Source organism: Methanocalculus sp. MC3 (assembly GCF_054767395.1).
In genome coordinates this window covers 755,980-781,907 of the sequence record NZ_BAABMP010000002.1, presented here as the reverse complement: position 1 = coordinate 781,907, position 25,928 = coordinate 755,980, and the positions used below count along the sequence as shown (strand labels likewise).

Here is a 25,928-nt window from a genome sequence, read left to right as displayed (position 1 = left end):
CTCAATTTAGTAAGGTCACGGGGTAGTAGGGTAGCCTGGTCCATCCTAGAGCGTTTGGGACGCTTTGACCGCAGTTCGAATCTGCGCTACCCCATTTTGAGATGGACTCAGACACCGCTTTTCTGATCTATTCACGCCTGAATGATCGCTATCCTCATACGGAGACCCATTTTCTTGATTTTGAAGATCCCTTCCAGTGCCTGATCCTGACGATCCTCTCTGCCCAGACGACCGATGCCACCGTGAATCTGGTTGCGCCGTCTCTCTTTGCACGGTTCCCGACACCGGAATCGCTTGCCTCTGCGGATCTCGAGGAGGTTGAGAGAATCATCCACAGAACCGGGTTTTACCATGCAAAGGCCCGGCATATCATCGGTGCTTCAAGGGCACTTGTGGAGCGGTTTTCGGGCAGAGTGCCGGCTACGATGGATGAGCTCCTGACGATTCCCGGTGTCGGGAGAAAGACGGCTAATATTGTCCTCAACCATTCCTTTGGGATCGATGAGGGAGTCGCTGTTGATACGCATGTCCGCCGTCTTGCACAGCGGATCGGTTTCTCAGACTCGGCAAACCCCGATAAAATCGAGCAGGATCTGATAGCGATCTATCCCTGTTCCCATTGGGGCGGGATCACGTACCTGCTGATCCGGCATGGGAGGGAGGTCTGCCCTGCCAGAAAGCCGCAGTGTAAAACCTGCGTTCTCCGTGACCTCTGCCGTTTTGCCTCTTTAGAAGAAGAAGGGTGAGACGATTGCAAAGAAGCAGAAGGAGACGAGAGCCGCTGCCGGTATCGTGATGATCCAGGCGATGATAATCTCCCGCACCACTCCCCACCGGACGGCAGCAGACCCCTGTGTGGTGCCGACACCCATGATCGCCCCGCTCATTGCATGGGTTGTCGATACCGGGATGCCGAGCATAGTCATCGCCGAGAGGACAAGACCGCCGGATGTGGATGCCGAGAAGCCCTGGTAGGGGGTGATCCGGGTGATCCTGTTTGCCAGCTTGTCGATGACACGCCAACCGCCAAGCAGCGTGCCAAGCGATATTGCGGCACAGGAGGCAAATATTACCCAGAGCGGCACCTCAAAGACCGTTATCAAGCCTCCGGCAAAGAGTATGGCGGTGATGATACCCATTGCGTTCTGCGCATCATTGCTTCCATGCCCGATGGCGTGGAAGGATGCCGAGACGATCTGGAGTTTCCTGAAGATATAGTTCATACGCTGCGGCGTGCTGGCTCTGCTCAGGTACCGCATGATAAAGGCGGCAAACGCATAGGCGGCGATGAACCCGAGGGTCGGGGAGACGACGATGAATAAGACGATGGCAAGGATACCCTTGATCTCGATGATATCGAGGAACATGGAGATCGGTATGATGATCGCGATGCCGATGATAGCTCCAAGGCCAAAATAGATCGGTTTTTTATCTCCCGCATAGTACGCAAGTGCCCCAAACAGCAGCGCTCCCGCACCTGCGCCAAAGAGAGCGATCTCGAGCATCAGTATGATCGTATTCCAGTCCGGCCAGATTACCGCAAAGAAGCCTGCCGCCCCGATACCGGCACCCATGATCCCTCCGACAAGAGAATGGCTGCTTGAAACCGGTATGCCAAAATGAGAACAAAAGAAGACCCAGAAGACCGACCCGACAAGGCCGGTGACAAGGACAAAAGGAGTGAGTATTGCGGGATCGACGATCCCTTTTCCTATTGTCTTTGCAATGGCGGTTGAGAAGAGGAACGGGCCGACGAGATTAAAAAATGCGGCAAGCCCGACTGCCTGGAGCGGGGTGAGCACCTTGGTGGCGATGACGGTGGCGATGGAGTTTGCGGCATCGTTTAAGCCGTTTACAAAGTTAAAGAGGAGGGCAAGTCCGATCCCCGCAATGATAAGAAACTCCATAAAAACTCACGAATGGCGGATTGCTATATCTGCAAGGACATTTGCTGCGTCTTCGCTCTTATCTGTTGCCTCTTCAAGGCTCTCGTAGATCCCTTTGAGCTTGATGATCCTGATTGCATCATTACTTTCGAAGAGATCGGTTATGGCGTGGGCAAGGACATCATCGGCAAGGTTCTCGAGCCTGTTGATCTCGATGCATTTGTTCTCAAGAGTTTCGGGGTTTTTGAGATTCCGAACCTCACGGACTGCCACTGCCACCTCACTCGCCTGAAGATAGATGATCTTGGCAAATTCCCTCATGTAGGGGTCTGTCTCCTCAATCCCGTAGGTGAGCATCTTCCTGGCGGTACCATCGACAAAATCGAGCATGTCATCCAGTGCTGTTGTCAGCCGTGATATCTCCTCGGGCTCAAGCGGGGTGATGAAGCTCCGATTCAGCTCGGCATATGCCCGGTGGGCAAGGGCATCACCCTGGTGTTCGAATTTCTTGATCGCTTTGACCTTCTGCTCGATATTGGTATAGTCATCAATAAGATCAACAAGCAGGCGTGCAGCCTCTGTTGTAGTATCCGCGAGCTGCTCGAAGATATCATAGAAGACATGATCATTTGGAATAATCCAGTCTCGTAAACTCACAAGACACCACTCTTACAAGGAATCTTAAGAATAAAAAGGTCTTGATTCGAACCCGTTCACAACTGTTCCGATCATTTCCGGAATGCCTGATCTGTTCTTCATCCGGGTTCGTCTCATCTCTTCTTCATCTCTCCTGTTTTGCCGCATGCTCGCGGCTGCCGATGAATTCACGGATCATCTTTGCGGCAACCGCGGCAGTCTGTTCAGAATCATTTGGGAGCACCTCGACATAGTCGAATGCCACAGCCTGACCTGCAAGCGCCCGGATCACAGATCGGAGATCCCAGTGGGTGATCCCGAAGGGATCCGGTGTCCCGAGCCCCGGTGTCAGGCATGAGTCGATGGCATCCGCATCTATTGAGAGGTAGATTGCGTCTCCGCCGATGGCAGCTTTCACCTCGCCGATGATGGCGTTGATCCCCCGGTCATGCACCTCATCTGCGGTATAGATCCGGTGGTGTGCCGCCGCCTCAAACTCCTCCCGGGATCCGCTCCGCGCACCGATGATGATGATATTATCTATGCCGAGATCGCGGACCCGTGCCGAGACACAATCATGGTTGTAGCGGGATCCCCGGTATTCGTCCTGGAAATCCAGATGTGCATCACAGACGACATACCATTTCGGCATGGCAGCGCGCACTGCACCGATGGTGATCGAATGCTCGCCGCCGAGCATCACCGGCACTTTCCCGTCAGAGAGGATCATCGAGACGGTATCCTCAACCTGGGCTGCGACCGTCTCCGGATCTGCCTCCGGGTAGAGATCCCCGAGATCGGTGAAGGGGATATCGGTAAGCTCAAACCCGTACTCAGGCATGTATGGCTCGAAATTATACGAGATTGCCCTGATCGCAGCGGGTGCGGCACGGGTGCCCGGCTTGTATGAGGTCGTCCCGTCATAGGGGACCCCGAATATCACATACCGTGCATCCTCATATGAGGCTTCGGCATCGGCAAAAAGAGAGTTTGAAAAGGATTGCATATTCAGATGTCAAGCTTGCGTTTGCCGAGAGATTCGATGTAGGGAATCTCCTTGCCGGGCTCGATAAGTTCCAGCTGGTCGTCTGTGACATTCAGCTCGAAGTTTGTGTAATCTTTCATATCCATGAAGGAGACGGTATTTGCAGCGATCGAGATGACCTGGGCGCTCTTCCGCTCAACGATCGGGGCATAGATCTTGGCTCCAACAGGTGATGTATAATCCCGTTTCACTCCATCAAAGATGCCGACAGCCATGATCCGTGCCTTTGCGGCACCGTGCTTCCCGGGCTTTGAGGTGGCGATGGTCATAATTTTGCATGGTTCGTCATCTATGACCATGTAGCGGCCTTCTTTCAGTTTCCCAACTTCTGTTTGTTCTTTCATGATGATTTCTCGCAGGAGTAATTTATTGAATCTAAAGAACATAAAGACAACGCAGTGATGAATGAAACGCCCTTCCTTGCCGCATGCCAGCAGCTCTCCATCCGGCTCCGTGCAGAAATCCGCGATCTCGTCGGTACCGAGCAGGGTGGAGCGGAGATCGGGATGGGTGCGGATCAGACCCCGACCGAGGTGATCGATGATGTTGCCGAGTCTCTTGTGCTCGATCATCTCAGGGAGGCGGGCGTTGGCAGGCTCGTGATCAGCGAAGAGGCGGGTGTTGTGGATCTTCCCGGTGGGGAGGGGACGATCTACCTCGATCCGATCGACGGTACCTATAATGCCGTTGCCGGTATCCCCTTCTATGCGATATCCCTCGGATATGCAGTTGACGGGCAGATGAGAGAGGGGTATGTGATGGATCTTGCATCCGGTGAGGAGTTCTATGCAGTCCGGGGCGGCGGTGCGTTTCTGGATGGAATGGAAGTCTCTGTATCGGATGTCTCATCTTTGCATACCTGTGCGATGAGCCTGTACGGGAAGAAGTTCGACCCCGCCAGTATCATCCGGCTTGGCAGCGAGATTCGGAGATGGCGGCTTTTTGGCGCCTCAGCACTTGAACTCTGTTATGTTGCCTGCGGCCGGATAGACGGATTTGTCGATCTCAGGAATACCCTCAGGATCACCGATGCCGCCGCCGGAATGCTCATCTGCACAGAAGCCGGAGGAGTAGTATCGGCACCGGATGGCGGTCTGGTGAGTTTCCCCGACGATGTCTCTCTCGGGCGGTGTATGGTAGCGACGAATGCGGTGATCCACCGGAAAGTGATCGAATATCTCAGGTGAAGAATGCGGTATTTCATCGTCTCACGGATTGATCGCGAAGAGGCGCTTGCGTTTGCAAGGATGCTTGCAGAAGACCTCCGGATGGCCGGGCACACGGTGCTCTTTGAACACGATACTGCCGATACCCTGAAGATGGATGGCGGACTCTCCTTTGAAGAGCTTCCGGGCCGTGCAGATCTGGTTGTTGCGGTCGGGGGGGACGGAACCGTCCTCAGGGCTGTTGCAAAGATGCAGCCGCAGCTCCCGGTGATCGGTATCAACTGGGGTGAGGTCGGGTTCCTCGCGGATCTCGAACGGGGCCATGCACTTGAGTTCCTTACCGCCCTCAAACCCGGCTTTTCTGTGGAGAAGAGGATGCGGCTTGCCTTTGAGAGTGATCATGGCCCGATCGGCGATGCACTCAATGAGGCATTGATCGTCACTTCACGCCCTGCGAAGATGCTCAGGTTCTCGATTGTCATCGATGGCGATGTGGCCGAGACATTCCGGGCCGATGGGATCATCCTCAGCACACCGACAGGCTCAACCGCATATGCGATGAGTGGGGGGGGTCCGATCGTCGATCCCCGGATCGATGGGGTTTTGATCGTCCCGCTTGCACCGTATATGCTCTCATCCCGGCCCCATATCATCTCGACAGACCGGAAGATCGAGATCCGCCTCGAGACTACAAAACCCGCAAACCTTGTCATCGACGGGGTGGAGGTGGAACCGCTTGGCCTCTCCGGCTCGATCCGGGTAACGAGATCGGCAGATCCGGCCCTCTTTGTAAAAAGCGAACGGACCTTCTTTGAGAAGGTCGAGCAGAAACTGCGGCGTCTCTGATCATCAGGTTTATCGTTTGATGGATAAATAGGGTCTTGTAGAGAATAATGGAGTGTGAACGATATGGATGAGATGCGAACCGATCCGGATTATGCTGCGATATCAAAACTGCTGAAAGAACAACTCGGCCTGAAAGGCTCCCCGGTTGCCATCAAGCTGGCAGGATCAGAGAAGCAGATACCTGAGGGGATGGAAGAGGTAACCGGGCAGATGAGGCACTGCCAGATGGTCTCGCTTGCCCGGAATGAGGGGAAGAGTTTCTATGCAACCGCTGAGAAGCATAACTGCATGGGAGGCGCCTGGGCGCTCGGACTCCGGGAACTCACTCCGTCCCTCAAATCCGGGGAGTTCTATTTTGCCCTCGGCAAGTACGAGAGCTGGGCAGCCTGCCGCCGGACAATTCAGAATGTCCCACACCTGCCATCCGGGGATACCTATGCCACCCTCTATGCGCCTCTTGAATCAGCCACCTTCTCGCCGCATGTGGTGCTGATCATTGCCGAGCCGCGTTCGATGCTGAAGCTGGCACAGGGCATCCTGTACCGGATGGGTGGCAGGATCTATTCGGAGATGTCAGGGATCCAGTCAGTCTGTTCTGATGCGACTGCCACGGTCTATATGAGCGGAAAACCGAATATCTCGCTAGGCTGTGACGGGTCACGGAAGTTCTCGGGCATTGCCGATGGCGAGATGGTGATGGGCCTTCCCGGTGAGCTGCTTGCGGAGATTGCGGATTCAATCCCGATCGTCGTCGGCGCACCAGGCTCAAAGAAATAACCCCCTTTTTGATCTCCGAATCCTTCTTATCACCAGCAGACGACTAGTACAACTATAAGGTGGAATGGGCGTTGCAGATCTCGATGAAGCTTGAGTTGAAGGATACTCCGGGCCAGCTGCTTGGAGCATTGAAACCGATCTCGGATATCGGCGGGAATATCATAACGATCATCCACCAGCGCGACCAGACGACTGCCGAGAACACCCTGACGGTGGATATCGTCCTTGAACTCGCTGAAAAGAAGCTTGATGCCCTGATCGAAGCCCTCCGTGAACGGGGGTGCGGGGTCGTCAGGATCGGCAAACAGCGGCTCCTCCAGAAACAGTCGCTGATTATGATCGGACACCTGATGCATACCGATCTCACCGATACCGTTGACCGTATCGATCAGACAGGGTTTGCAGAGGTCTCGGAGCTGCATATGGTGATGCCCGCAATCGACGAGCCGTCGACTGCCAAGATTACGCTCCGTGCGGTCTCTCCCGAAGATATGCTTCATGCTGTTCGGATCCTCCGCGAGGTTGCAGCACAGAAGGATATTCTCATCCTCGAACCGCTGGAGGGTGTCGAATGAAGGTCGCGATCATCGGGTTCGGTGCAGTCGGGCAGGGGCTTGCACGGGCGCTTGCTGATACGGGCTTTACCATCACCGCTGTTGCAGATTCCCGCTCTGCCGCCATTGATGCAGACGGCCTTAATATCCCGGATATTCTTGCCCGGAAGGAGGAAACAGGGCTCTGCGGGGATACAGGGATTGGGAGTGCTGCTATCCTCTCTTCAGGTGTATTTGATATCCTTGTCGAGGTCTCGCCCACGAACGCAGATACCGGGGAGCCTGCCCTCTCAACGATCAGATCAGCACTTGCCATGGGAAAACATGTCGTCACCTCGAATAAGGGACCGATCGCCTGTGCCTACCATGAGCTCAAAGCGCTTGCTGACCAGAAAGGGGTGAAGCTTGGATACGAGGCGACCGTTGCAGGAGCGGTGCCGATCGTCTCCGGGCTCAGGCAGGGGCTTGCCGGCAATACGATCAGTTCGCTCCACGGCATCCTGAACGGGACCTGCAACTATATCCTCACCCGGATGCGGGACGAGGGGCTCACCTATCCGCAGGCGCTTCAGGAGGCCCGTGATCTCGGGTATGCCGAGGCGGATCCGACCTATGATGTGAAAGGCATCGATGCTGCCATCAAGCTCGTGATCCTGGCAAATACGCTTCTTGGGATGGATATCAGGTTATCTGATGTTGCGATCACCGGGATCGACTCGATTACACCCGAAGCGCTCAGCCTTGCCGAGGCAGAAGGCGCGACGATCCGGCTTATTGGCGAGATCCTGCCCGGGAAGAACCAGGTCCGGGTCTCACCCCGTGTCATCTCGCTTGACCACCCGCTTGTTGTGGACGGGACGCTGAATGCGATCTCAGTCTGCTGCGATCTGGCGGGACCGGTGACCTTCATTGGAAAAGGTGCCGGCCCCTACCCGACCGCCAGTGCGATACTCTCCGATCTCAACTTCATCAGGGATGCATATGACCGGGGTGCTTGAGAAGAGGAATAAAATCCTCTCCCTGATGCGTCGTATTACGCTGGATGAAGGCTCTTTTACTGTGGCAGAGATCGCCCGCCGGATCGGTATCCCGAGGACGACAGCACAGGACTGGACGAACCGTCTTGTTTCGGAAGAATGTATTCTCCTCGATGCTCCGGGAAGGGGAAGGGAGCCTGCACGCTATATTGCCCGGACCGCTCTTCCCCGGACACTCTGCAAACGGATCTTTACAACCTGTGATGAGGATTCTGTCGAGATCTACCATGAGTGTATGAGTTCTGGCTGCGCCGCCTTCTGCCGCCACCATCATGGGCGTGCAGGCGGCGCCCTCTCCACTGTCCGGAGGGATGGGACCCTCCTCCGTGAACGGGGCCGTTTTGGGGATGCTTCTGCGGATGTCGGCCTCTCCCCCCTCCCGGCTGTCAGTGTTGTTGCGATCCGGAAGGAAGGGGATCAGATCATCCAGACGATCCGGTCGTTTGGCGGCCCTTCATACTCCCTGACCGAGATGATGTCACGTGCGCGTGGTGTGCTGGCGGTGCATACCCGCAGGAACGGCAATATTGTCGAGGGGGATGTCTATACAAAGGCGCTCCGGCTGGTTGCGATCGGGATCGATGATACCGATTCGGAAGGGAGCGGTGCGACATTTGCCCTCGCCTATGCCCTTCTCCAGCATATCGGCAGGATGGACGGCGTGATGATGATTGCCCATCATGTCGCGATGCTCTCGCCTGCGATTGCCGAGAAGACGGCAGGCAACTCATGCAGCCTGATCGAGTTTGCAGCAGAAGAGCACCAGATTCCGGGGATTATCGATCAGGCAACCTCCTTTATTGCCGGAGAGTCTTCATCCCCGCACTGGGGAATTGCGGTGAAGGTCGGCCTCTCCCGCCCTGAGGGGCTCCTTGCCTATGGGGCAAAAGCGAGATCTGATCGTATCGATATTGACGAGGCGAAGTCACTTGCAGAGGCATCGGGGATCAGGATCGCCGGCGGCCGCGGTGTGATCGGTGCGCTGGCTGCCGTTTCACTCCACGGGTGCGGGGATGAGGTGCTCCTGAACCCCAGGATCCCGATCTGATCTCAGGGTTTGTATCCGTAGTTCCAGCCTGTTGCATTGAGTTCTTTCAGCATCTGGACGATCGCGTCAACAAGCGCCTTCTTCATAACAAGTCCCTTTTCCCTGCTTCCTTTCGTCGGGTCGCCGGTTGCGCCGCAATCGGTTATCTCCGAAAAGAGCCATTTGATCTCGCCAAACTCCGGGAGATCCGGTACCCGTCCTGCTGCATGCTCCATCTGGCAGAGCTCTTCGAAGAGGGCGAGGCTGAAGGATGTTTCTCCTTCGCCTCCATGCCCAAGCCCCCCCCAGACTTCGAAGAATCCTTCGGGGAGGAGGGGGGCGATCGATTCCCACCATGCACCGAGCGAGGCGATCTTCATCTCCGGGTGGGCGACTTTCACCTTTCTCGATGCGATCTCGATCGGTGCGATGTTGCCGTCATGGCCGTTTAGGATGAAGACGTGCCTGATTCCTTCCCTGTGGAGGGATTCAAGGATATCCTCTATGATGGCAATCTCTGTCCCGAACCTGAGCGAGATGGTGAAGGGGAAGTCCCGGTAGTGTTCTGATACGCCGTAGGGCACAACCGGGAGGACGGCGGTCCCCGGTATCTGCTTTGCTACTTCTTCTGCCAGGATGGCGGCAGTGTAGGCGTCGGTTGCGAAGGGGAGATGGCCGCCGTGGCTCTCAAGCGATCCGAGCGGGAGTATTGCAAGGTCGAAGGGTTTCTCCCGGTAGTCATGGGCGGTTGTATGCTGCACCAGCAGGGGGTTCTTCTCCATACTGAGAGAATTGCAGTTATGTAATATGTATTCTCTCTTCCGTGGTCTGGGTAGAAAAACCGATTCTTACTTATATCCTCAACCCTTACGCCTTCAGGTATGACAGCAGCAGCAATTGGTGACGTAGTTTCAGTCCACTACACCGGCACGCTCGAAGACGGCGAGGTCTTTGACTCGTCACTTGAACGTGAACCGCTGGAGTTTGAAGTTGGCGCAGGACAGGTAATCCCCGGCTTTGACCAGGGTGTTCTGGGAATGGTTGCCGGCGAGTCCCGGCGGATTGAGATCCCGGCAGCAGAGGCCTATGGCGAGCGGAATGAAGAGATGGTCTTCCCGGTGCCAAAGGACCAGTTCCCGCCGGATATCACTCCGGGTGTCGGAGACCGTTTCCAGGTGCAGGTCGGCGAAGACCAGATCATCGAGGTGGAGATTACCGAGATCACCGATGATGCGGTGATGCTTGATGCAAACCACCCCCTCGCCGGAAAGACGCTCGTCTTTGAAATAACGCTCGTTGAGATTAAAGAGTGAAGTGAGGAGCTATCCTCATTTTTAGGGAATATATTTCCTGCTATTTTTTTACTCATTTGTTTATTATCCAAAACTCTTTACGCCTCACGTTTAAGGCGCTAATTCTTGAAAAAAGGATATTTTGGGAAATGGAAAAAAAGAGATTTAGAAGTCTGTCATGATACGGAACTGGTCGATCTCTTCTGAATTAATCTCTTCGAGGAACTCTTCTGCCGCATGCTGGATATTCTTGCTTGCGGTGATGGCACGGCCGACGACGAGGATGTCCGCTCCGGATGTGAGTGCCTTCTTTGCCACATTCACCCGGATGCCGCCTGCGGTTGCCACAAGGATCTTTCCGCCTGCTGCCTTCTTGATGGCGGGGATGTCGCCCCAGGCATAGTCGCTTCCTTCTGCATCGATTGCACGGTGCATCTCAACGACATGCGGGAGTGCATTGATCTTGGCAAGCGCCTTTACAAGGTTTAACGGAGATTCGACATTGAGCATATCGACGACTGCATAGATGCCGGTCTTCCGTGCTTCAAGGACTGCCTTCTCGATGGTTGAGATCGGGGCAAGGCCGGAGATGACTACTGCGTCAGCTGATGCATTTGCGCACATCCGGGTCTCGAGGTTGCCGGTGTCGAGGGTCTTTAAGTCCGCGATGATGAAGGCGTTTGGCCTCATCTTCCTGATTTCGCCGATGACGGAGAGGCCGAACTGCTTGATCAGCGGGGTGCCTGCCTCGATGATGAGGTGATCGTTCTGCGGAAGTTCTGTCAGAACCTTCTCGACCTGCTTCATGTCGACGAGATCCATGGCAACCTGGAGGTATGGGGGGTTCCAGAGCCGCTGGACCTTGAAGCCCATGACGCCGTGTGCTGCACGGTCCTTCTCGTGGAGGATCGTCTTCTCGTCAGGGAAGGATTCGAATGCCCGTGAGAGTGAGAGTTTCATGGCCCCGTAGTTGTACCGGTAGATCCGGTTGTAGTCTTCCGCATCAGGTGCGAGATAGACACTGGCAATGATGACGATGTCATCGATATTGATGCCATTGAAGAGCCCCTCTTCGAGGCAGTCTGCAACGGCTTTTGCCACTGCTGCCTGAACCGGCCCAAACATCTCCTTCACCTGCTCGCCCTTCTTCAGGGTGACCTTCGGGATGATGACGGTTGCCGGCTTTGTCAGGAGGTTTGGCCTGATCACTGCGAGCAGCGGGGTGTGTCCTGCCGAGAGCTGGGAGAGTGCATTTGCAAATGCGGATCCCACCGGCCCGTTCTTGTCTCCTACTAACAGGTCGATGTGTGCCAGTTCCGGCCCATCGCCAACCAATGCTTCACCTATTGCATACATACAAAAGTTCCTGCCTTGTTCTTAACTATGGATCGAAGATCTATAAAATAAAGAGCGTTTTTCAGAAGAATGAAAGGTGGGGTCGGTGAGATTTGAACTCACGATCGACGGGTCTCTCCGACAAGCGTATGAGCGGATACATCAGCATCAGCGCTCCAACGGGTCATCATCTCAATTCATCAATCAGCAGACCCGATTGTTCATCATACGCCAAGACCGCTGGAGCCCGTCGCCATACCGGACTAGGCCACGACCCCGATCCTGTCTTGTAATAATGGCTGTGTCGTAATTTATAAGTTACGAACTCATATTTCGATATCTTTTTTCCTCTTGAGCCGGTACGTCTAAAGGAATGGTGGAAGGCAGCTATACATGCGGGGTGTCTGAGATACCCCTGCGAGGAGAGACGATTGGCGCAATGCTCAATCAGATCGCGGCAAAATTCCCGGATACCGAAGCTCTCGTCTCGGTTCATCAGGGGATCAGGTACACGTACAGGGAATTCCTCGAAGAGGTTGAGGTCGTTGCCCGCGGCCTGATGGCCCTTGGGGTGGAGCGCGGGAACCGTGTGGCGATCTGGTCGCTCAATTATGCGGAATGGGTGGTTGTCCAGTTCGCAACCGCCAAGATCGGCGCAATCATGGTGAACATCAACCCGGCATACCGGACCTATGAGCTTGAGTATGCCCTGAAACAGTCCGAGGTGCAGACCCTGATCATCCAGGGGCAGTTCAAGACCTCGGATTATATCGGGATGTTCTATGAGGCATGCCCTGAGGCGGCATCATCGCGGCCGGGCCGGATCAACTCGGATACTTTCCCGTACCTGAAGAATGTGATCTTCCTTGGAGATGAGCCAAAGGATGGGATGTTCCTCTGGAAGGAGATTCATGAGATGGCAGAGGATATCTCACCCGGAGAGCTGAAGGAGCGGGAAGAGATCTTAGAGTTTGATGATCCGATCAATATCCAGTACACTTCAGGAACAACCGGGTACCCGAAGGGGGTTGTCCTCTCCCATCACAGCATCTTAAATAACGGGTTTGTGATCGGGGAGGGGATGCGGTTTTCCGAGAAGGATCGGCTCTGTATCCCGGTGCCGTTCTACCACTGCTTTGGGATGGTCCTCTCAAACCTCGCCTGCGTTACCCATGGCTCGACGATGGTGCTCCCGGCCCCGGTCTTCAATGCCGAGGCGGTGCTGAAGGCTGTCCAGGATGAGCGGTGCACCGCTCTCCATGGTGTCCCGACGATGTTCATCGCGGAACTCTCACTCCCTGACTTTGATTCGTACAGGCTTGATTCTCTCCGTACCGGGATCATGGCCGGTTCGCCCTGCCCGATCGAGGTGATGAAGGAGGTGAATACCCGGATGAATATGTCCGAGATCGTCATCGTCTATGGCCAGACCGAGACCTCTCCCGGTGTGACGATGTCCACCGTCGATGATCCGCTTGTCAGGCGGGTCTCGACTGTTGGCAGGGTGATGCCCCATACCGAGCTGAAGATCGTCGATCCGCAGACACGGCGGCTTGTGCCCCGCGGTGAGCCGGGGGAGATCTGTGCACGCGGCTACATGGTGATGAAGTGCTATTACAATAATCCAAGCGCCACCCACTCCACCATCGATCCGAATGGCTGGAACCATACCGGGGATCTCGGCGTTATGGATGAGGAAGGGTACATCCGGATCGTCGGCCGCCTGAAGGAGATGGTGATCCGGGGCGGAGAGAATATCTATCCCCGCGAGATCGAGGAGTTCCTCCACCACCATCCAAAGATTGCCGATGCCTACATCATCGGTGTTCCTGATATCAAATACGGTGAGGAATTGATGGCCTGGGTGAAGGTCGAGAACGGGGATACTCTCACTGAGGAGGATATCCGGGCGTTCTGCAAAGGCAAAATTGCCCATTACAAAGTGCCGAGGTACTACAAGTTCGTCGACAGCTTCCCGATGACGATCTCAGGCAAGATCCAGAAGTTCAAGATGCGGCAGCAGGCTGTTGAGGAACTCGGCCTCCAGGATGCCGAGAAGGTCGAGACGGCCTGAGGCTGATCTCTTCGTCTCCCCTCCCACCTCTCTATTTAGATTGTATATTCCCTAAAATATTCTGCTCTTAAAGGCTCTTTCATGTTTTTCTGCCTTTAACATCTGTTAATATCCCGGATAGGGTGTATCCTCTCCCGCCCTCTCACTCCTGGTATTCCTGGGTCTCTCCCCTTCATTCTGTGTCTTGTTTTTTAGGGGATGAATAACTGGTAATGTTAGTGAATAGTGTCTGTTCCCTTGGTGGGGGGAGATTCATATCAATTGAGTGCTCAATTACCTCATCATGGGGTATGATATTGTTCTGATTGATTCGGCTGAGAAGGATTCTTTGTTAGCTGCTTTGAACCACTCAAAGCTCTATGAAGTCCGGTCTGAGATCTATGGCTGCTGTATCAAGCTGCTCACCGATTCCAATGCGGTAAGGCTTCGGTTTTCAGAGAACTTCTTCTTTGCATCGCAGTCGATCCGATCGCATGGGAGGCTCTTTGTCCTGCATAATGCGGCATTTCCCGAAAACGCGGTGCGGTACGATCCCGCCTCAAAGACTGCGTTCCTCTTCAACATGACCTATTACGGGTGGATCAAGTCAATAGCTCTTGCACTGGCAGGGGATATCCTGGAGGACGGCCACGGGATCGCCTCCTGCCATGGCGCCTGCCTTGATCGACGGGGTGAAGGGTTTGCGATTGTCGGAACATCCGGTGCCGGGAAGACGACCCAGACGTATGGGTTCCTCCTTGACCCGGCGATCCGGGCGATTGCCGATGACTGGTTCTTCTTCAGGATCTTCGGCGATGAGGCGCTTGCGTACTCGAGTGAGAAGAACTTCTATATCCGATCCGATCTCGCCGCTGCCTGGCCCGAGTTTGCCCCGCTCCTGGAACGGTCCGACTATGATGCTGAGGGCCGGGCGGTTGTGGATCTCCGGTGGGCGATTGGGAAGGGTCGGATCTTTCCACTGACAACACTCCGTCGTATCCTGGTGCTGACACCAGATGCCGAGGGTGTCAGGCGGCTTTCTACCGAAGAAGCGCTCTTTCTGCTGGAGACGAACTCTTATTTCAACCCCCACCTGCTGGTAAAGAGCGGGTACAAGGCACAGCTCCGGCAGCAGTACTACCGGCAGCTCCTCGAACGTGTGGAGGTGCTGCTGGTCGGGAGGAAGGGAACGCCTGCTGAGACCCTCGCGGTGCTGGAGGAGATTATCGAAGGAAAATATACAGTTTGATGATTGGGACAGTACGTATAATAGAGATCAAATCAAGGCTTTAGTATATGATCTCTACGAGGGATGCAGATGCCTGATTCCAATCAGGCGGCTCCCGTTGATGGAAGAGAGGAAACACAGAATTCGGAGAGGAGGGTTGCTCTCCTTTATGGAGGTTTCCTCGTTGGATTTCTGGTGCTGGTTCTGATCCTCTTCAATACGATCTTTACTTTTCATGGTCCTTACGCGGTACTCTCGCCCGGATCGTTTGTCCAATGGCTTTTATTAGGTACTATTCCGTTTATTGTCGGGTTCTTCGGCATTCTTAATATGAGGCGGGAGGATATCTTTGGCCGCCCGGTCTATAATGAAACACTCCTGAAGAGCAGTTTTTACGGCTATCTCATCTGGTCTGTCTTCCTGGCAGGAACGTTTCTTCTCCAGCTGGATTTTGGCTGGCTGATGGAGGGCGTAATTCCAAACATTGTCGGTTTTATCCTGATCTTCAGCATATACGGACTCTGGAGATTAAAGGATTCACAGGAGAGGAAAGAATGATGGGGGTCTTTCGCATGCAGGCAGGTATATCCTGGGTGTTCCATGGATCGTAAGCGTCTGATCATGTTTCTCAAAATCCTGGCCTTCCTGTTGATCCTGGTAATAATTCATTTTTTCATTGGGATTTGGGAGGAAGGTGCAAAGCGGGGATTTGCGGGGATGTTTTTTTATGTGGGTGTCCTGTTTGGCATGGCTGGCATGTACATGGCAATGAAGCTTGAATCGAACCTGAAGTCCTGAGCATATTTTTGGAGCACTCGATGTCATCAAAAACCATATTCAACACCATACTCCGTTCATTTCAGCAGATTGAACAGAAACCCCTGCGGGATGATCTCCTCCTGTACTTTGGGATTGTGATCCTCGTCTACTGCGCATCATTTTTGATGATGCTTCATGAAGGGGATGCCGGTGGCTTCCTCTTTCTTCTTCCCTTCATCATTGTAATAGCAGGGGGGCTTCTCACCGGGGCAGTTCTCCTGCTTGGAACGAGCCTTATCGAGCACTTCTTCCTGCTCTTTGTTGATGTCAGAAAAAGCTTTGAGATGACAATGAAAACCGCTGTCTATGCTCTTGTGGTTGCAATCCCGCTGGCATGGGCGGCTCTTCTCATCCCGAATATCGCTTTTACGGCTCTTCTGATCATCACATTCGTCATCCTGACATTCTGTGGCATCCGGGTCTTCCATTCTCTCTCAATCGACCGGGCGGCCTTTGTCTCGCTTGCAACGGGAGCTGTGCTGTTCTTCTTCTCATACCGTTGGCTGATCGGACAGGGGTGATTGGAATGGCCTATCGTCTTCTTCTTGCAATCGCCGCGATTCTCCTCTCTCCTTTTCTGTTCTATCGAATCTTCCTCTACTGGGGTGGGACGATTCTCATGAGGGGGAAGAGCCAGGTGTGAGCGTGTCCAAAAACCAGGTTCCCGGCCAGATCTCTCTGCCGTGTTCATCTGCCTCTCTTAAGAGAATAGTTTTGATTTTTTATCTTACAATCAGGCTCTTTTTGTTTACTAAGGGGTTAATTTCCCTTTTTCGCTGTCTGCCGTAACCAAAGAATATATTAAGTTGATTAACTTAACTCCCAAACGACGGTGCACACGGGGTACCCTGAGGGGTGGGCATACAAATCGAGTCAACATTCCCATCCTTCGTACAGGAGGTAATGAATATGACACAGATGGATGGATATGCAGGAAAAATTGCCTGGGTCGATCTGACGAAAGGGACGATCGATATACGGGAGACGCCCACAGATCTCAAGAGAGATTATCTCGGCGGACGTGGATTTGGAACAAAGATCATCTCGGACAGAATGGATCCCCTTGTTGATCCGCTCTCGCCTGAGAATATCTTCGTCTTTGCATCCGGTCCGACGACCGGAACCGGCATTCCTCTTGGAAGCCGGTACGAGGTGAGCACAAAATCTCCGCTCAATAATACACTGATGTCGGCAAACAGTGGCGGAACATTTGGATGGAAGATGAAGAAAGCCGGATTTGATGCTGTTGTCTTTGAAGGAAGATCACAAAAGCCGGTGTATCTCTACCTAAACGAAGGCGCCGCTGAACTCCGGGATGCCTCCTCCTACTGGGGCATGGATGTTCATGCGACAACCGATGCATTCCTCTCGGATCTCAGTGATAAGAAGGCAAAGATCGCCTGTATCGGCCCGGCAGGAGAGAAGAAGAGTCTCCTTGCCTGTGTGATCAACGATCATGATCGTGCAGCAGGCCGGAGCGGTGCGGGAGCGGTTCTTGGATCGAAGAATGTCAAGGCCGTGGTTGCGACAGGCGATCTCCGGATCGACGAGGCCGATAAAGACCGGTTAAATGCCGTAAAAGAGCGTATCAGAACAAAACTTCAGGAAAATGGCATCTGCCAGGCACTCACCACCTATGGGACTGCCGTTCTCGTCAATATTATCAATGAAAATTATATCCTCCCGACGAAGAATTTCCAGAGCGCTCATTTCGATAAAGCAGAGAATATCTCCGGTGAACGGATGGCAGAGACTGTCCTGAAGAAGAATGCCGGATGTTATGCATGTATTGTGAAGTGTTCCCGTGTCTGTGAAGTTGACGGTGTTGTCAATGAAGGGCCCGAATATGAACCAATGTGGGCATTTGGGGCAAATCTCGGGATTGACGATCTCAATACTATCATTAAGGCGGCATGGGAATGCAACAAGCTCGGCCTTGATGCGATCGGCACCCCGACCTCAATTGCCTGTGCCATGGAGATGCGGGAGAAGGGCTATATCAATGAGGGGCCGAAATTTGGAGATGCTGCTGGTATTGTCGACCTGGTCAGGCAGATTGGTCTCCGGGAAGGCTTTGGCGCTGAACTGACTGATGGCTCATACCGGTTTGCCGAACGGCACGGCCATCCCGAACTCTCAATGAGTGTGAAGAAGCAGGATCTGCCGGCATATGATCCCCGCGGGCTGCAGGGGCATGGCCTCTCCTATGCGACATCAAACCGTGGTGGGGATCATGTCTATGGATATATGGTCTCTCCCGAGGTGCTCGGTGCACCTGAAAAACTCGATCCCTATACCAGTGACGGCAAAGCCGCATGGGTGCAGGTCTTCCAGGATCTCTCGGCAGCAATTGATGCATCCGGCATGTGTCTCTTCAGCTCCTTTGCCCTTGATGCCACCGACTATGCGGATCTGACCGCCGCCACAATGGGAATTGATCTCGATGCTGCTGGTTTCATCAAGATCGGAGAGCGGATCTGGAATCTCCAGAAGCTCTTCAATATCAAGGTTGGCTACACAAAGGCAGATGACACTCTCCCAAAACGGCTGCTCACAGAACCGCTGAAGGAAGGCGCTCCAAAGGGGCGTGTGTGGGAGCGTGAACCGCTCCTCAGCGAGTACTATAGTGTCCGGGGCTGGGATGCAGACGGTGTACCAACAGAGGAGAAGCTGCGTGAACTTGGTCTTGCATAATCATCCGGTATCTGCCCGGTTCCCTGTCTGGAGCTGAACCGGGGCTGGACCCCCCTCTGACGGATCGCCTGGTTTTGGAAAGAGGGACATATAGATAATACAGGGAGATGGATTCAGTATGCAGGTAACTGTCAAGGCATTTGCCACGCTCAGGAATATCATGGATTCAAAGTGTACAGAGGAGATACCGGAGAATTCAGCCATCTCCGATCTCCTTACTATTCTTATGGAGAAATACCCCGGGCTGTCTGATGAGATCTTTCATGATGGTACGCGGGAGCTGAAGGATTTTGTGAATATCCTGATAAATGGCCGGAATATCAGCTTTCTTGATGGCCTTGATACCAGACTCAACAATGGCGATCTCGTCGTCCTCTTCCCCCCGGCTGGCGGCGGATAAGAAATTTAAAAAAAGTGGTTTTTCAGGACTGATTCTTCAGCTCGTCTTCTCTCCGGGCCACCAGTGCCGTCGCTGCTGCTTCTGCTCCGGCGAGGATTGCGTCTTCTCCCGGGATCTCGCGGTCATGCATCAGGATGGCGCCGTCGCAGATGACAGATCTGACGGAGTTGCCACCGCAGGCATAGACGATATTTGAGATTGGATTATGGAAGGGGGTATTGCAGATTGCGTTCCTGTCCACCAGAATGATGTCGGCGGCATATCCGGGTGCGATGGTACCGCCGCCCGTTCTCAGTGCCTCTGCACCGGCATGGGATGCGATATGAATCGCTTCTTCTGCGGGGAGGATCATTGGATCGCCAGTTGCGAACTTCTGGAGGAGGGCTGCGATCTTCATCTCCTCAAAGAGATCGAGGTTGTTGTTCGAGGCGCATCCGTCGGTTCCAAGCGTCACCGGGGCGCCAGCACCTTTCAGTGCCTGGTAGGGGATTGCTCTTCCGCCTGCGAGCTTCATGTTGCTTGCGGGATTGTGGGATGCTGCGGTCTTTCTCTTCCCAAGCAGTTCGGTTTCAGCCTCATCGAGATAACAGCAGTGGGCGGCGACGGTTCTCTCTGTCAGGATGCCGTATTTGTCGAGGTGGGCGGCTGGTGAGACGCCGTTGTTTTTGATGCAGTCGTCTACCTCCTGTTTTGTCTCTGAGAGGTGGATGTGGATTCCGGCATCATGTTCGTTTGCGTACTCGGCACACCAGGTAAGCCCCTCAGGCGAGACGGTATAGAGGGCATGGGGGCCGGTGGCAAAGGTGATCTTTGGGTTGTTTCTGGATTTGATATGGTTGTGGAGATTGATGGTTGCCTTGATCTCTGCCTCACGCTTCTCTTCTGTGAAGAGATCGATGAATCCATGCGAGAGGCATGCCCGCATCCCGGATTCTTCGACGGCATCTGCTGCCCGGTCCATGAAGAAGTACATGTCATTGAAGGCGATGGTTCCGGTTTTGATCATCTCAAGGCAGGCGAGCCGTGTTCCCCAGTAGACATCATCGCCATTGAGGTGTGCCTCAAGAGGCCAGATCTTCTGTGAGAGCCATTCAAAGAGGACCATGTCGTCTGCATATCCCCGGAGGAGGCTCATTGCCGCGTGGGTGTGGGTGTTCACAAGACCCGGCAGGAGGACATCGCCTCCGGCATCGATCTCAAATGCGGCTGTGCCTTTGTACTCTGATCGGATCCCCTCTCCAACTGCCTGAATCTTCCCCTCATCGATGAAGATGTCGGTCTTTCTGCAGTTGTGAGTGGCTCCTTTGATCAGAATCGATGTCTGCTTGTTAAATGGTATCATGCTTATCCAAACTCCTTAACAATCCTCTCAAGGATGATGCTTGTTCTCCTGCCCCCTTCTTTTGCCGCAGCGACGATGGTCTCATAGCTGATTGCTTCGTCGCCGATCCCGTTTCCATAGTTGTCAACGGTGCAGACAGCGGCGATCTTCATGCCAAGCTCTGCTGCGAGGGTTGCTTCGCTTGCAACCGTCATCCCGACGATATCCGCGATCTTTGCGATTGCCCTCACCTCCGCCTCCGTCTCGAACCGGGGCCCGATCGTCTGGATATAGGTGCCGCCGATTTTTATGTCCGGGTGTAAGGTGCTGAGGCCGACGATCAGGTCATGATCGAAACCGGGCATCACGTGGGTGATGGTGGTGTCATGGAATGTCGGGATGCCGCCCCAGCTGATGAAGTCTTTTGGGATGACGATTGTGCCGGGGGGATACTTCAGTTTCAGGGATCCGACTGAACCGAATGCCACGATCCGGTCGACCCCCATGATCTTCAGTGCCGCCAGATGTGCCCGGTGATTGATCTTGTGGGGCGGAAGGGTGTTCTGGTGGCGTGGCACCATGCAGATCTCCCCGCAATGGACGGTTGCTTTCCCATACGGTGTTGCAATCACCTTCTCTTCAAGCGGGGGGAGATCCGCAAAGAGGAGGCTTGTTCCACCGATTATTCCGAGCATGGTCTCTGCTCCTTCCCCTGGTATCCTGCCATCTGAAGTAGTGTTTCACTTCAGGATTATTGAATGAGATGGTTTTTGTATACTCTCCAGAGTGGTGTTGTCGGATCCGGAGTACCTTGATCTGATGCCACAAGCCAAGGGCTCTCTTCTCCCATGCCGTTAAGGATGGGTATATGGCAGCGGCGGATGTCTTTGGCGGTGGCGGCCGATTGTGATGAATACACAGGATGAGGTCAGGCAGGCTCTCACAGAATACCAAAACGGGACGTTTATCATGGGATGAGGGCTTTATCTCCTCTCTCGTGAAAATCTACCTTCACAGGTGAGATCTGTATCTTCAACGAGCAGATCCAGGAGCACTATTCCATGAAGAGAGAGGCCAATCCGATAGGCGGGGAGATCGTCATAGACCGTTTTTCAGGTATCGATTTCGATCCTTTCGTACCATTCTATATTGATATTTTTTATGAGCATGAGCCATTGGCAGAGTGCGTCGGCTTAAGCCGGGAGCATATGGATTTTATCACCCGGACCCTCTATTGCGGGGAGAAGAACCTCCTCTCCCAGGCACTCTGCTGGATTGCCCGGGATTCCAGCCGGGAGAGCCGTTCCGTTGGGATCATCGCCTGTGATGATCCGGTTGCCACAGGTGAACTGGAGATGCCTCTGGGTATGGACGGCGAAGACATGGAGAAGATCTCGGTAATAACGGGGCTTTTGGAAGAGGTCAGCCGCCCCATGCAGGAGTTCTTCGGGCAGGGGGAGGGTATATGCCTGCATGTGGCTGCAATCGGCGTTCTCCATGAATATAAGGGCCGGGGAATGGCATTCCGGCTGTTGCAGGCTGCCCTTCAGGAAGCCAAAGCCCGGGGATTTAAGTATGCTTTTTCTGAATGCACCAGCCCGGCATCCCGGAAGCTGCATGAGAAAGCCGGATTCCACAGCATTAACAGTATCTCTGTAAGTAATTATACCATAAACGGACGGCGTCCGTTACCACATTGCGAGCTGGATGTCCACCTGATGCAGAAGGTTCTCGACGGTTGAGAGGACTGCTCAGTACTGCTGAGTACTGCTGATTACTGGTGCCCACTCGTTTTTTGAGGTTCAGGCTGCCTCCTGCACCGGACTTCTTCCCGGTCCTGCCGGGCTTTTCTTTTAAACGGGGCTATCCCTGCCTGAAGATCCTGATCATCGGCGGAATTGCTGCCAGAACGAAGATGATTCCATACCAGTACCACTCAAGGCTCAGGATCGGCTCCCAGAGCTTTGCCACCATGAGCGCAAAGGCAAAGACGCTGAGCTTCACCAGCCCCATATCGATCCAGCCGAGCTTCTGAACCCGGTCATCCATCCAATCTGTAAAACCTGCCATTATATTCTCTCCTCCCGCCTCTCTGGTGAGGCAGATGAATCTCTTGTCTTCCAGATGTTAAGGTTTTCTGACTATCAGGAAAGCGGATTTTTGACTGGCTCTCCTGACAGGCAGCAGCCATAGAGTGTGGGATTCATCCATCCAACTGTTCTCTGTGTATCATTTTGTATTTATGAAGGTGATGCATAGTTTCTTATTCCGGGAAAGATAATTACCATTTAGGGGAGGCTTTTTGCTCCAGTGCTCTGTGCGGCCGATGGTTTTGGTCACCTTCACCATCTGGCGGGGCGGGCTTTTTCCCCTGTTTTGTTTTCACTCCACAAATCATGATCTGATATGGTTAAACAGGTTTTTTTTGTTGGATAGATGTCTTGCATTCTTCTTATGGAAGTACCATTCATATTGATCAATACCCGGAGGAAGAGCGATGGATCAAGGAATTCAAGGTTCGTTGACGAAAGAAACATTCGAGGCAGAGGCCCCCCTTCCTTTGGAGATCTTCTCTCTTCTTACCAGTTTGGAGATAGATGAGGTCACAAAGCTCTATATTGATGTCTTTCTTGATGATGAGCCGACATCCCGTGCTATCGCGCCGGAAAAAACCGCTGTCTATCAGGATGCACTTGCGTATGTTCTGGCGCTTGCCGAGAATGGCCTGAGCTTCATTGGAAGGGACAGTGAAACAGGAGGAATCACCGGATTCATCTTCTGTTTTGACCTCCTTGACGATCCAACATCCGAAGGTGCACCGATGGCTGAGTTAGCACGCCATTTTCCTGAGGCGATCTCGATGATCGATGAACTTGAAGATATGTTCATGGAGAGATCAGGAGTCGCACGGGGGTCTGTCCTTCATATCTACCAGATAGGTGTCGGCAGCCCGTACCGGGGAAGGGGGATCGCCACCGCCCTGATTCGGCAGATACTTTCCCACGCCAGGGAGCTGGGGTACCGGCAGGTTGTAACGGACTGCACAAGTGCACGGTCACGCCGGGCATTTGAGAGGTGCGGTTTTTCCGAGAGAGGGTATCTTGCCTATGATGCGTTTTTCTACGAGGGTGCCTGTGTCTTTCAGGGGCTTGAAGGGGGTATCAGCCTGATGGCAAAGGATCTGGAGCCCCATTCTCTGAAGACTGAGCCGTGAAGAAGCGGTCGGGGTAACTGTCTCTCTTTATTGGTATTTGCGAAGGCTCTCTTGGTTTGGGTGAGGGTAGTTAACTACTAATTTTGTAGTAATTAGTAGTTATTGGTAGTTGGGTGGTTATGATCGGATAGAATACATAGGGATAAGGGAAAAATTCTTGTGATAATAACCAATACATACAATTCAGAAGGACGTCATTTGGAATGACAAGTGACTTCATATAAAAAATATTCAGGAATTGAACTCCATATGACCGAAATTGAAGATCTTATACAGGAACTCTCGCCGGATAATCGGAAAGAGGTAAAGGATTTTATTACCTTGCTCCTTCGAAAACAGAAAACCGGAGAGGGTAAGCCACTTCGCCTTTCATGGGCTGGAGCTCTCAGGAGATATCGAACTACGTATACTGCTCTTGAGCTTCAGGAGCAGTCGTTATCCTGGCGAAGTGAATGATGTATCTTCTGGATACAAATATTTGGCTTGAATTACTTCTTGATCAAGAGCATGCTAAGGATGTCAAGACCGTGATTTTGATCGAACTCCTATCGGAAGGCAGACGCCCGGAGATATTTAAAGCTCGCTCTCCTCGTTGAAGATGAAGGCGAATTCCTTTCCCCTTCTCCCTCTCCCCTCCCCCCCATCACCCTTCGGAATCTTTCTATCCCTGTACTGTTGATCATGTACTATGAGCCGGTTTGGGAGTCTTGATCCTGATCTGATACAGAGCGGTGGCTGCACCGACATCTACTTCCCCCGCTGCGAGGCGGTGCTTGAGAAGGCAGGGGTGAACCCGTTCGTTGTGATGGAGGTCTCGGTTGCGTCGCTTCCGCTTGGGTTTGGTATCCTGGCGGGGCTTGACTCGGTGGTGGAGCTCTTCTCCGGGAAGCCGGTTACGATCCACTCTCTTCCCGAGGGATCGATCTTCTATGAAGGCGAGCCGGTGATGGTGATCGAGGGCAAATATCGGGATATCGCACGGTTCGAGACCGCTCTTCTCGGCTTCCTCTGCCATGCCTCAGGGATCGCAACTGCCGCCGCCCATATCGTCTCCGTCGCAGCCGGGCGGCCCATCTTCTCGTTCGGCTCCCGGCGGCAGCACCCGGCGATCGCCCCCATGATCGAGCGGGCTGCCTGGATCGGCGGGGTTGCAGGTGTAAGCAATACGGCCGCCCCCGCCGGGATTCCGCTCGCCGGGACGATGCCCCACGCCTATGTCCTCTCCTTTGATTCCCCGGAGTCGGCGTGGGCGGCATATGCGGAGCATGCGGACCCTGATGTGCCCCGGATCATGCTCTGCGATACCCTCTCGGATGAAAAGGCCGAGGCCCTTGCCGCCGCCAGAATCGGCTGCTCGGCGGTCCGGCTCGACACCCCCCGGTCACGGCGGGGCGATATCCGCTCCATCATCGGAGAGGTCCGGTGGGAGCTTGACACCCATGGATACAAGGATGTGAAGATCTTCCTCTCAGGCGGCGTCACCGCAGCCGACGTCGCCGCCCTCCGCGATATCGTCGATTCCTTCGGGGTCGGCGGCGCTATTGCCAATGCGTCCGTCATCGACTTCTCGGCCGACATCGTTGAAAAGGACGGAACCCCAATCGCCAAACGCGGCCGCCGCAGCGGAAGGAAGCAGGTCTGGCGGCTCGATAGCCGGGACGATGCTCCCGGTGATGAACCAGATCAGGCCGGCGGGAAGGGCGTAGGAGAAAGCAGCCAGGGCGGAAGTCGCTGGGGCAACCCCCACACCGGCCGCCGCGTCCTCCTCCACACCCAGACACCACCCGCCTGGGCGGCCCCCCTCCTCGTGGAGCTCATCCGGGCCGGCCGCCCGGTTGCCACCGTCAGCACAGAGGAATCCCGGCGGCGGGCGGCAGAGGAGATGCGGAGCAGGGAAGGGATGTGAAGCGGGGAAGAGATAGGAGCGACGGAAGAGAAGTGATGGACAGGGGAGATGTGAAGGATGGAAGGGATGCGAAGGACGAAAGAGGTGCGAAGGATGGGGGAGTGCCGGGGGCCCCGTGGTATCCAATAAACAATCTATTTATGCGACTCCTGCGAATAGTATAAGGTCAGTGGGCGTTATTGCCGCTGGATACAATCATCTCAGGACGCTATTGTTGCTGGGCCGATAGATCAGGGGTAGATCGCTACCTTGGCATGGTAGAGGCCGCGGGTTCAATTCCCGCTCGGTCCATTTTTTAAAGTATATTTTACTAAAATAATATGTAAATAATAAATATTCAAATTACTATTCGACATTGAGTTATATATCATAGTATACTTTCACCGCATTCCCACCAATTAATATAGGTGTTTATATTAATGTATTGTTCACTTAAGGTGGAATATAGTATGATAAAAAATACATACAATGCGAAGATACCTTTTGAACTCGGTGTGTGGGGTTTTTGTGCCATCATATCAATTGTATCATACCTTGCAAAGGTTGATATTGGTATAATTGGTGCGATCAGCTGGCTTGTTTTTCTTGGAGGGATTGGGTATTGTATAATTAAGGCTCTGATATAAAATCCATTACTCATTCGAAATCTGCCTTTGAATCCCTTTGTATAATGGTCAAAGGATAATTTGACC

At 53.7% G+C, this 25,928-nt stretch carries 29 protein-coding genes, 3 tRNA genes and 1 pseudogene; 23 read left to right on the top strand and 10 right to left on the bottom strand.

Annotated features, from left to right (window positions below):
* Positions 1-19 precede the first annotated feature (19 nt).
* Together ACYUBO_RS07525 and nth are read left to right on the top strand one after the other, a co-directional pair.
* A tRNA-Pro gene (locus tag ACYUBO_RS07525) sits at positions 20-94 on the top strand.
* A gap of 7 nt (positions 95-101) precedes the next feature.
* A complete protein-coding gene (gene nth, locus ACYUBO_RS07520) occupies positions 102-746 on the top strand; it encodes an endonuclease III (protein WP_460373345.1) in 645 nt (214 codons plus the stop codon).
* Here the strand turns inward: nth and ACYUBO_RS07515 are convergent.
* The 4 genes from ACYUBO_RS07515 to ACYUBO_RS07500 all read right to left on the bottom strand — a co-directional run bounded on the left by ACYUBO_RS07515 (position 729) and on the right by ACYUBO_RS07500 (position 3,911).
* The gene (locus tag ACYUBO_RS07515; protein ID WP_300333479.1) at positions 729-1,907 is read right to left on the bottom strand and encodes an inorganic phosphate transporter; all 1,179 of its coding nucleotides are present in this window, start codon (positions 1,905-1,907) and stop codon (positions 729-731) included. The genes nth and ACYUBO_RS07515 overlap by 18 nt on opposite strands.
* 6 nt (positions 1,908-1,913) lie before the next feature.
* Positions 1,914-2,543 (bottom strand): DUF47 domain-containing protein, encoded by a 630-nt coding sequence (locus ACYUBO_RS07510; RefSeq protein ID WP_460373344.1) that lies wholly within the window; start codon positions 2,541-2,543, stop codon positions 1,914-1,916.
* Between the two features lie 124 nt (positions 2,544-2,667).
* Positions 2,668-3,528, bottom strand: a complete 861-nt coding sequence (gene speB / locus ACYUBO_RS07505; protein WP_460373343.1) for an agmatinase — start codon at positions 3,526-3,528, stop codon at positions 2,668-2,670.
* A 2-nt stretch (positions 3,529-3,530) separates the two neighbouring features.
* The gene (locus ACYUBO_RS07500; protein ID WP_300329576.1) at positions 3,531-3,911 is read right to left on the bottom strand and encodes a translation initiation factor IF-5A; all 381 of its coding nucleotides are present in this window, start codon (positions 3,909-3,911) and stop codon (positions 3,531-3,533) included.
* A 57-nt stretch (positions 3,912-3,968) separates the two neighbouring features.
* Here ACYUBO_RS07500 and ACYUBO_RS07495 point away from each other — a divergent pair, with 57 nt between their 5' ends.
* The 6 genes from ACYUBO_RS07495 to ACYUBO_RS07470 all read left to right on the top strand — a co-directional run bounded on the left by ACYUBO_RS07495 (position 3,969) and on the right by ACYUBO_RS07470 (position 8,995).
* Entirely contained in the window at positions 3,969-4,754 is a 786-nt protein-coding gene (locus ACYUBO_RS07495; protein WP_300329589.1) for a bifunctional fructose-bisphosphatase/inositol-phosphate phosphatase, read from the top strand.
* Positions 4,755-4,757: 3 nt separating this feature from the next.
* Positions 4,758-5,579: an NAD(+)/NADH kinase gene (locus tag ACYUBO_RS07490; RefSeq protein ID WP_460373342.1), complete on the top strand. Its 822-nt coding sequence runs from the start codon at positions 4,758-4,760 to the stop codon at positions 5,577-5,579.
* 63 nt (positions 5,580-5,642) lie between these two features.
* Positions 5,643-6,356, top strand: coding sequence for a DUF169 domain-containing protein (locus ACYUBO_RS07485; protein ID WP_460373341.1), 714 nt, complete (start codon positions 5,643-5,645; stop codon positions 6,354-6,356).
* Positions 6,357-6,439: 83 nt separating this feature from the next.
* Positions 6,440-6,931, top strand: a complete 492-nt coding sequence (locus ACYUBO_RS07480; RefSeq protein WP_300329585.1) for an amino acid-binding protein — start codon at positions 6,440-6,442, stop codon at positions 6,929-6,931.
* Positions 6,928-7,908, top strand: coding sequence for a homoserine dehydrogenase (locus ACYUBO_RS07475; protein WP_460373340.1), 981 nt, complete (start codon positions 6,928-6,930; stop codon positions 7,906-7,908). Before ACYUBO_RS07480 ends, ACYUBO_RS07475 begins: the two co-directional genes overlap by 4 nt.
* The gene (locus tag ACYUBO_RS07470; protein ID WP_460373339.1) at positions 7,892-8,995 is read left to right on the top strand and encodes a sugar-specific transcriptional regulator TrmB; all 1,104 of its coding nucleotides are present in this window, start codon (positions 7,892-7,894) and stop codon (positions 8,993-8,995) included. The genes ACYUBO_RS07475 and ACYUBO_RS07470 overlap by 17 nt, the downstream gene beginning before the upstream one ends.
* A 2-nt stretch (positions 8,996-8,997) precedes the next feature.
* Here the strand turns inward: ACYUBO_RS07470 and ACYUBO_RS07465 are convergent, their stop codons facing one another.
* Positions 8,998-9,756 carry a creatininase family protein gene (locus tag ACYUBO_RS07465; RefSeq protein ID WP_460373338.1) on the bottom strand — a complete coding sequence of 253 codons (759 nt, stop codon included), beginning with the start codon at positions 9,754-9,756 and terminating at the stop codon, positions 8,998-9,000.
* Positions 9,757-9,855: 99 nt separating this feature from the next.
* On the opposite strand from ACYUBO_RS07465, the gene ACYUBO_RS07460 reads away from it, so the two are divergent.
* Positions 9,856-10,287, top strand: a complete 432-nt coding sequence (locus ACYUBO_RS07460) for an FKBP-type peptidyl-prolyl cis-trans isomerase (RefSeq protein ID WP_460373337.1) — start codon at positions 9,856-9,858, stop codon at positions 10,285-10,287.
* A 144-nt stretch (positions 10,288-10,431) separates the two neighbouring features.
* Here the strand turns inward: ACYUBO_RS07460 and ACYUBO_RS07455 are convergent, their stop codons facing one another.
* Both ACYUBO_RS07455 and ACYUBO_RS07450 read right to left on the bottom strand, forming a co-directional pair.
* Entirely contained in the window at positions 10,432-11,622 is a 1,191-nt protein-coding gene (locus ACYUBO_RS07455) for a bifunctional 5,6,7,8-tetrahydromethanopterin hydro-lyase/3-hexulose-6-phosphate synthase (RefSeq protein ID WP_460373336.1), read from the bottom strand.
* A gap of 77 nt (positions 11,623-11,699) precedes the next feature.
* Positions 11,700-11,879, bottom strand: a tRNA-Trp gene (locus tag ACYUBO_RS07450).
* Between the two features lie 95 nt (positions 11,880-11,974).
* On the opposite strand from ACYUBO_RS07450, the gene ACYUBO_RS07445 reads away from it, so the two are divergent.
* From ACYUBO_RS07445 to ACYUBO_RS07415, 7 genes are all read left to right on the top strand, one after another.
* On the top strand, positions 11,975-13,675 hold the full coding sequence (locus tag ACYUBO_RS07445; RefSeq protein WP_460373335.1) for an AMP-binding protein: 1,701 nt from the start codon (positions 11,975-11,977) through the stop codon (positions 13,673-13,675).
* Between the two features lie 283 nt (positions 13,676-13,958).
* A complete protein-coding gene (locus ACYUBO_RS07440; protein WP_460373334.1) occupies positions 13,959-14,903 on the top strand; it encodes an aldolase in 945 nt (314 codons plus the stop codon).
* Between the two features lie 69 nt (positions 14,904-14,972).
* Positions 14,973-15,440: a hypothetical protein gene (locus ACYUBO_RS07435; protein WP_460373333.1), complete on the top strand. Its 468-nt coding sequence runs from the start codon at positions 14,973-14,975 to the stop codon at positions 15,438-15,440.
* A gap of 42 nt (positions 15,441-15,482) precedes the next feature.
* Positions 15,483-15,680, top strand: coding sequence for a hypothetical protein (locus ACYUBO_RS07430; protein ID WP_460373332.1), 198 nt, complete (start codon positions 15,483-15,485; stop codon positions 15,678-15,680).
* 20 nt (positions 15,681-15,700) lie between these two features.
* Positions 15,701-16,222 (top strand): YIP1 family protein, encoded by a 522-nt coding sequence (locus ACYUBO_RS07425; RefSeq protein WP_300332523.1) that lies wholly within the window; start codon positions 15,701-15,703, stop codon positions 16,220-16,222.
* A 388-nt stretch (positions 16,223-16,610) separates the two neighbouring features.
* Positions 16,611-18,395, top strand: coding sequence for an aldehyde ferredoxin oxidoreductase family protein (locus tag ACYUBO_RS07420; protein WP_460373331.1), 1,785 nt, complete (start codon positions 16,611-16,613; stop codon positions 18,393-18,395).
* A 118-nt stretch (positions 18,396-18,513) separates the two neighbouring features.
* On the top strand, positions 18,514-18,795 hold the full coding sequence (locus ACYUBO_RS07415) for a ubiquitin-like small modifier protein 1 (RefSeq protein WP_460373330.1): 282 nt from the start codon (positions 18,514-18,516) through the stop codon (positions 18,793-18,795).
* Between the two features lie 22 nt (positions 18,796-18,817).
* Here the strand turns inward: ACYUBO_RS07415 and ACYUBO_RS07410 are convergent, their stop codons facing one another.
* The gene (locus ACYUBO_RS07410; RefSeq protein ID WP_460373329.1) at positions 18,818-20,137 is read right to left on the bottom strand and encodes an amidohydrolase; all 1,320 of its coding nucleotides are present in this window, start codon (positions 20,135-20,137) and stop codon (positions 18,818-18,820) included.
* 2 nt (positions 20,138-20,139) lie between these two features.
* Positions 20,140-20,811 (bottom strand): MTAP family purine nucleoside phosphorylase, encoded by a 672-nt coding sequence (locus ACYUBO_RS07405; protein ID WP_460373328.1) that lies wholly within the window; start codon positions 20,809-20,811, stop codon positions 20,140-20,142.
* 205 nt (positions 20,812-21,016) lie between these two features.
* On the opposite strand from ACYUBO_RS07405, the pseudogene ACYUBO_RS07400 reads away from it, so the two are divergent.
* A pseudogene (locus ACYUBO_RS07400) lies at positions 21,017-21,094 on the top strand (pirin-like C-terminal cupin domain-containing protein); the annotation flags it as partial.
* 83 nt (positions 21,095-21,177) lie between these two features.
* Complete coding sequence (locus tag ACYUBO_RS07395; RefSeq protein WP_460373327.1) at positions 21,178-21,858, top strand: GNAT family N-acetyltransferase; 681 nt, start codon at positions 21,178-21,180, stop codon at positions 21,856-21,858.
* Between the two features lie 121 nt (positions 21,859-21,979).
* Here the strand turns inward: ACYUBO_RS07395 and ACYUBO_RS07390 are convergent, their stop codons facing one another.
* Positions 21,980-22,186, bottom strand: a complete 207-nt coding sequence (locus ACYUBO_RS07390; RefSeq protein WP_300329062.1) for a hypothetical protein — start codon at positions 22,184-22,186, stop codon at positions 21,980-21,982.
* A gap of 451 nt (positions 22,187-22,637) precedes the next feature.
* Here ACYUBO_RS07390 and ACYUBO_RS07385 point away from each other — a divergent pair, with 451 nt between their 5' ends.
* The 5 genes from ACYUBO_RS07385 to ACYUBO_RS07365 all read left to right on the top strand — a co-directional run bounded on the left by ACYUBO_RS07385 (position 22,638) and on the right by ACYUBO_RS07365 (position 25,862).
* Positions 22,638-23,330, top strand: a complete 693-nt coding sequence (locus ACYUBO_RS07385) for a GNAT family N-acetyltransferase (RefSeq protein ID WP_460373326.1) — start codon at positions 22,638-22,640, stop codon at positions 23,328-23,330.
* Positions 23,331-23,579: 249 nt separating this feature from the next.
* Positions 23,580-23,786 carry a DUF2281 domain-containing protein gene (locus ACYUBO_RS07380; protein WP_300329068.1) on the top strand — a complete coding sequence of 69 codons (207 nt, stop codon included), beginning with the start codon at positions 23,580-23,582 and terminating at the stop codon, positions 23,784-23,786.
* A gap of 232 nt (positions 23,787-24,018) precedes the next feature.
* On the top strand, positions 24,019-25,236 hold the full coding sequence (locus ACYUBO_RS07375) for a nicotinate phosphoribosyltransferase (RefSeq protein WP_460373325.1): 1,218 nt from the start codon (positions 24,019-24,021) through the stop codon (positions 25,234-25,236).
* A gap of 219 nt (positions 25,237-25,455) precedes the next feature.
* A tRNA-Ala gene (locus ACYUBO_RS07370) sits at positions 25,456-25,527 on the top strand.
* A gap of 158 nt (positions 25,528-25,685) precedes the next feature.
* Positions 25,686-25,862: a hypothetical protein gene (locus ACYUBO_RS07365; protein ID WP_460373324.1), complete on the top strand. Its 177-nt coding sequence runs from the start codon at positions 25,686-25,688 to the stop codon at positions 25,860-25,862.
* The last annotated feature ends 66 nt before the right edge of the window (positions 25,863-25,928 follow it).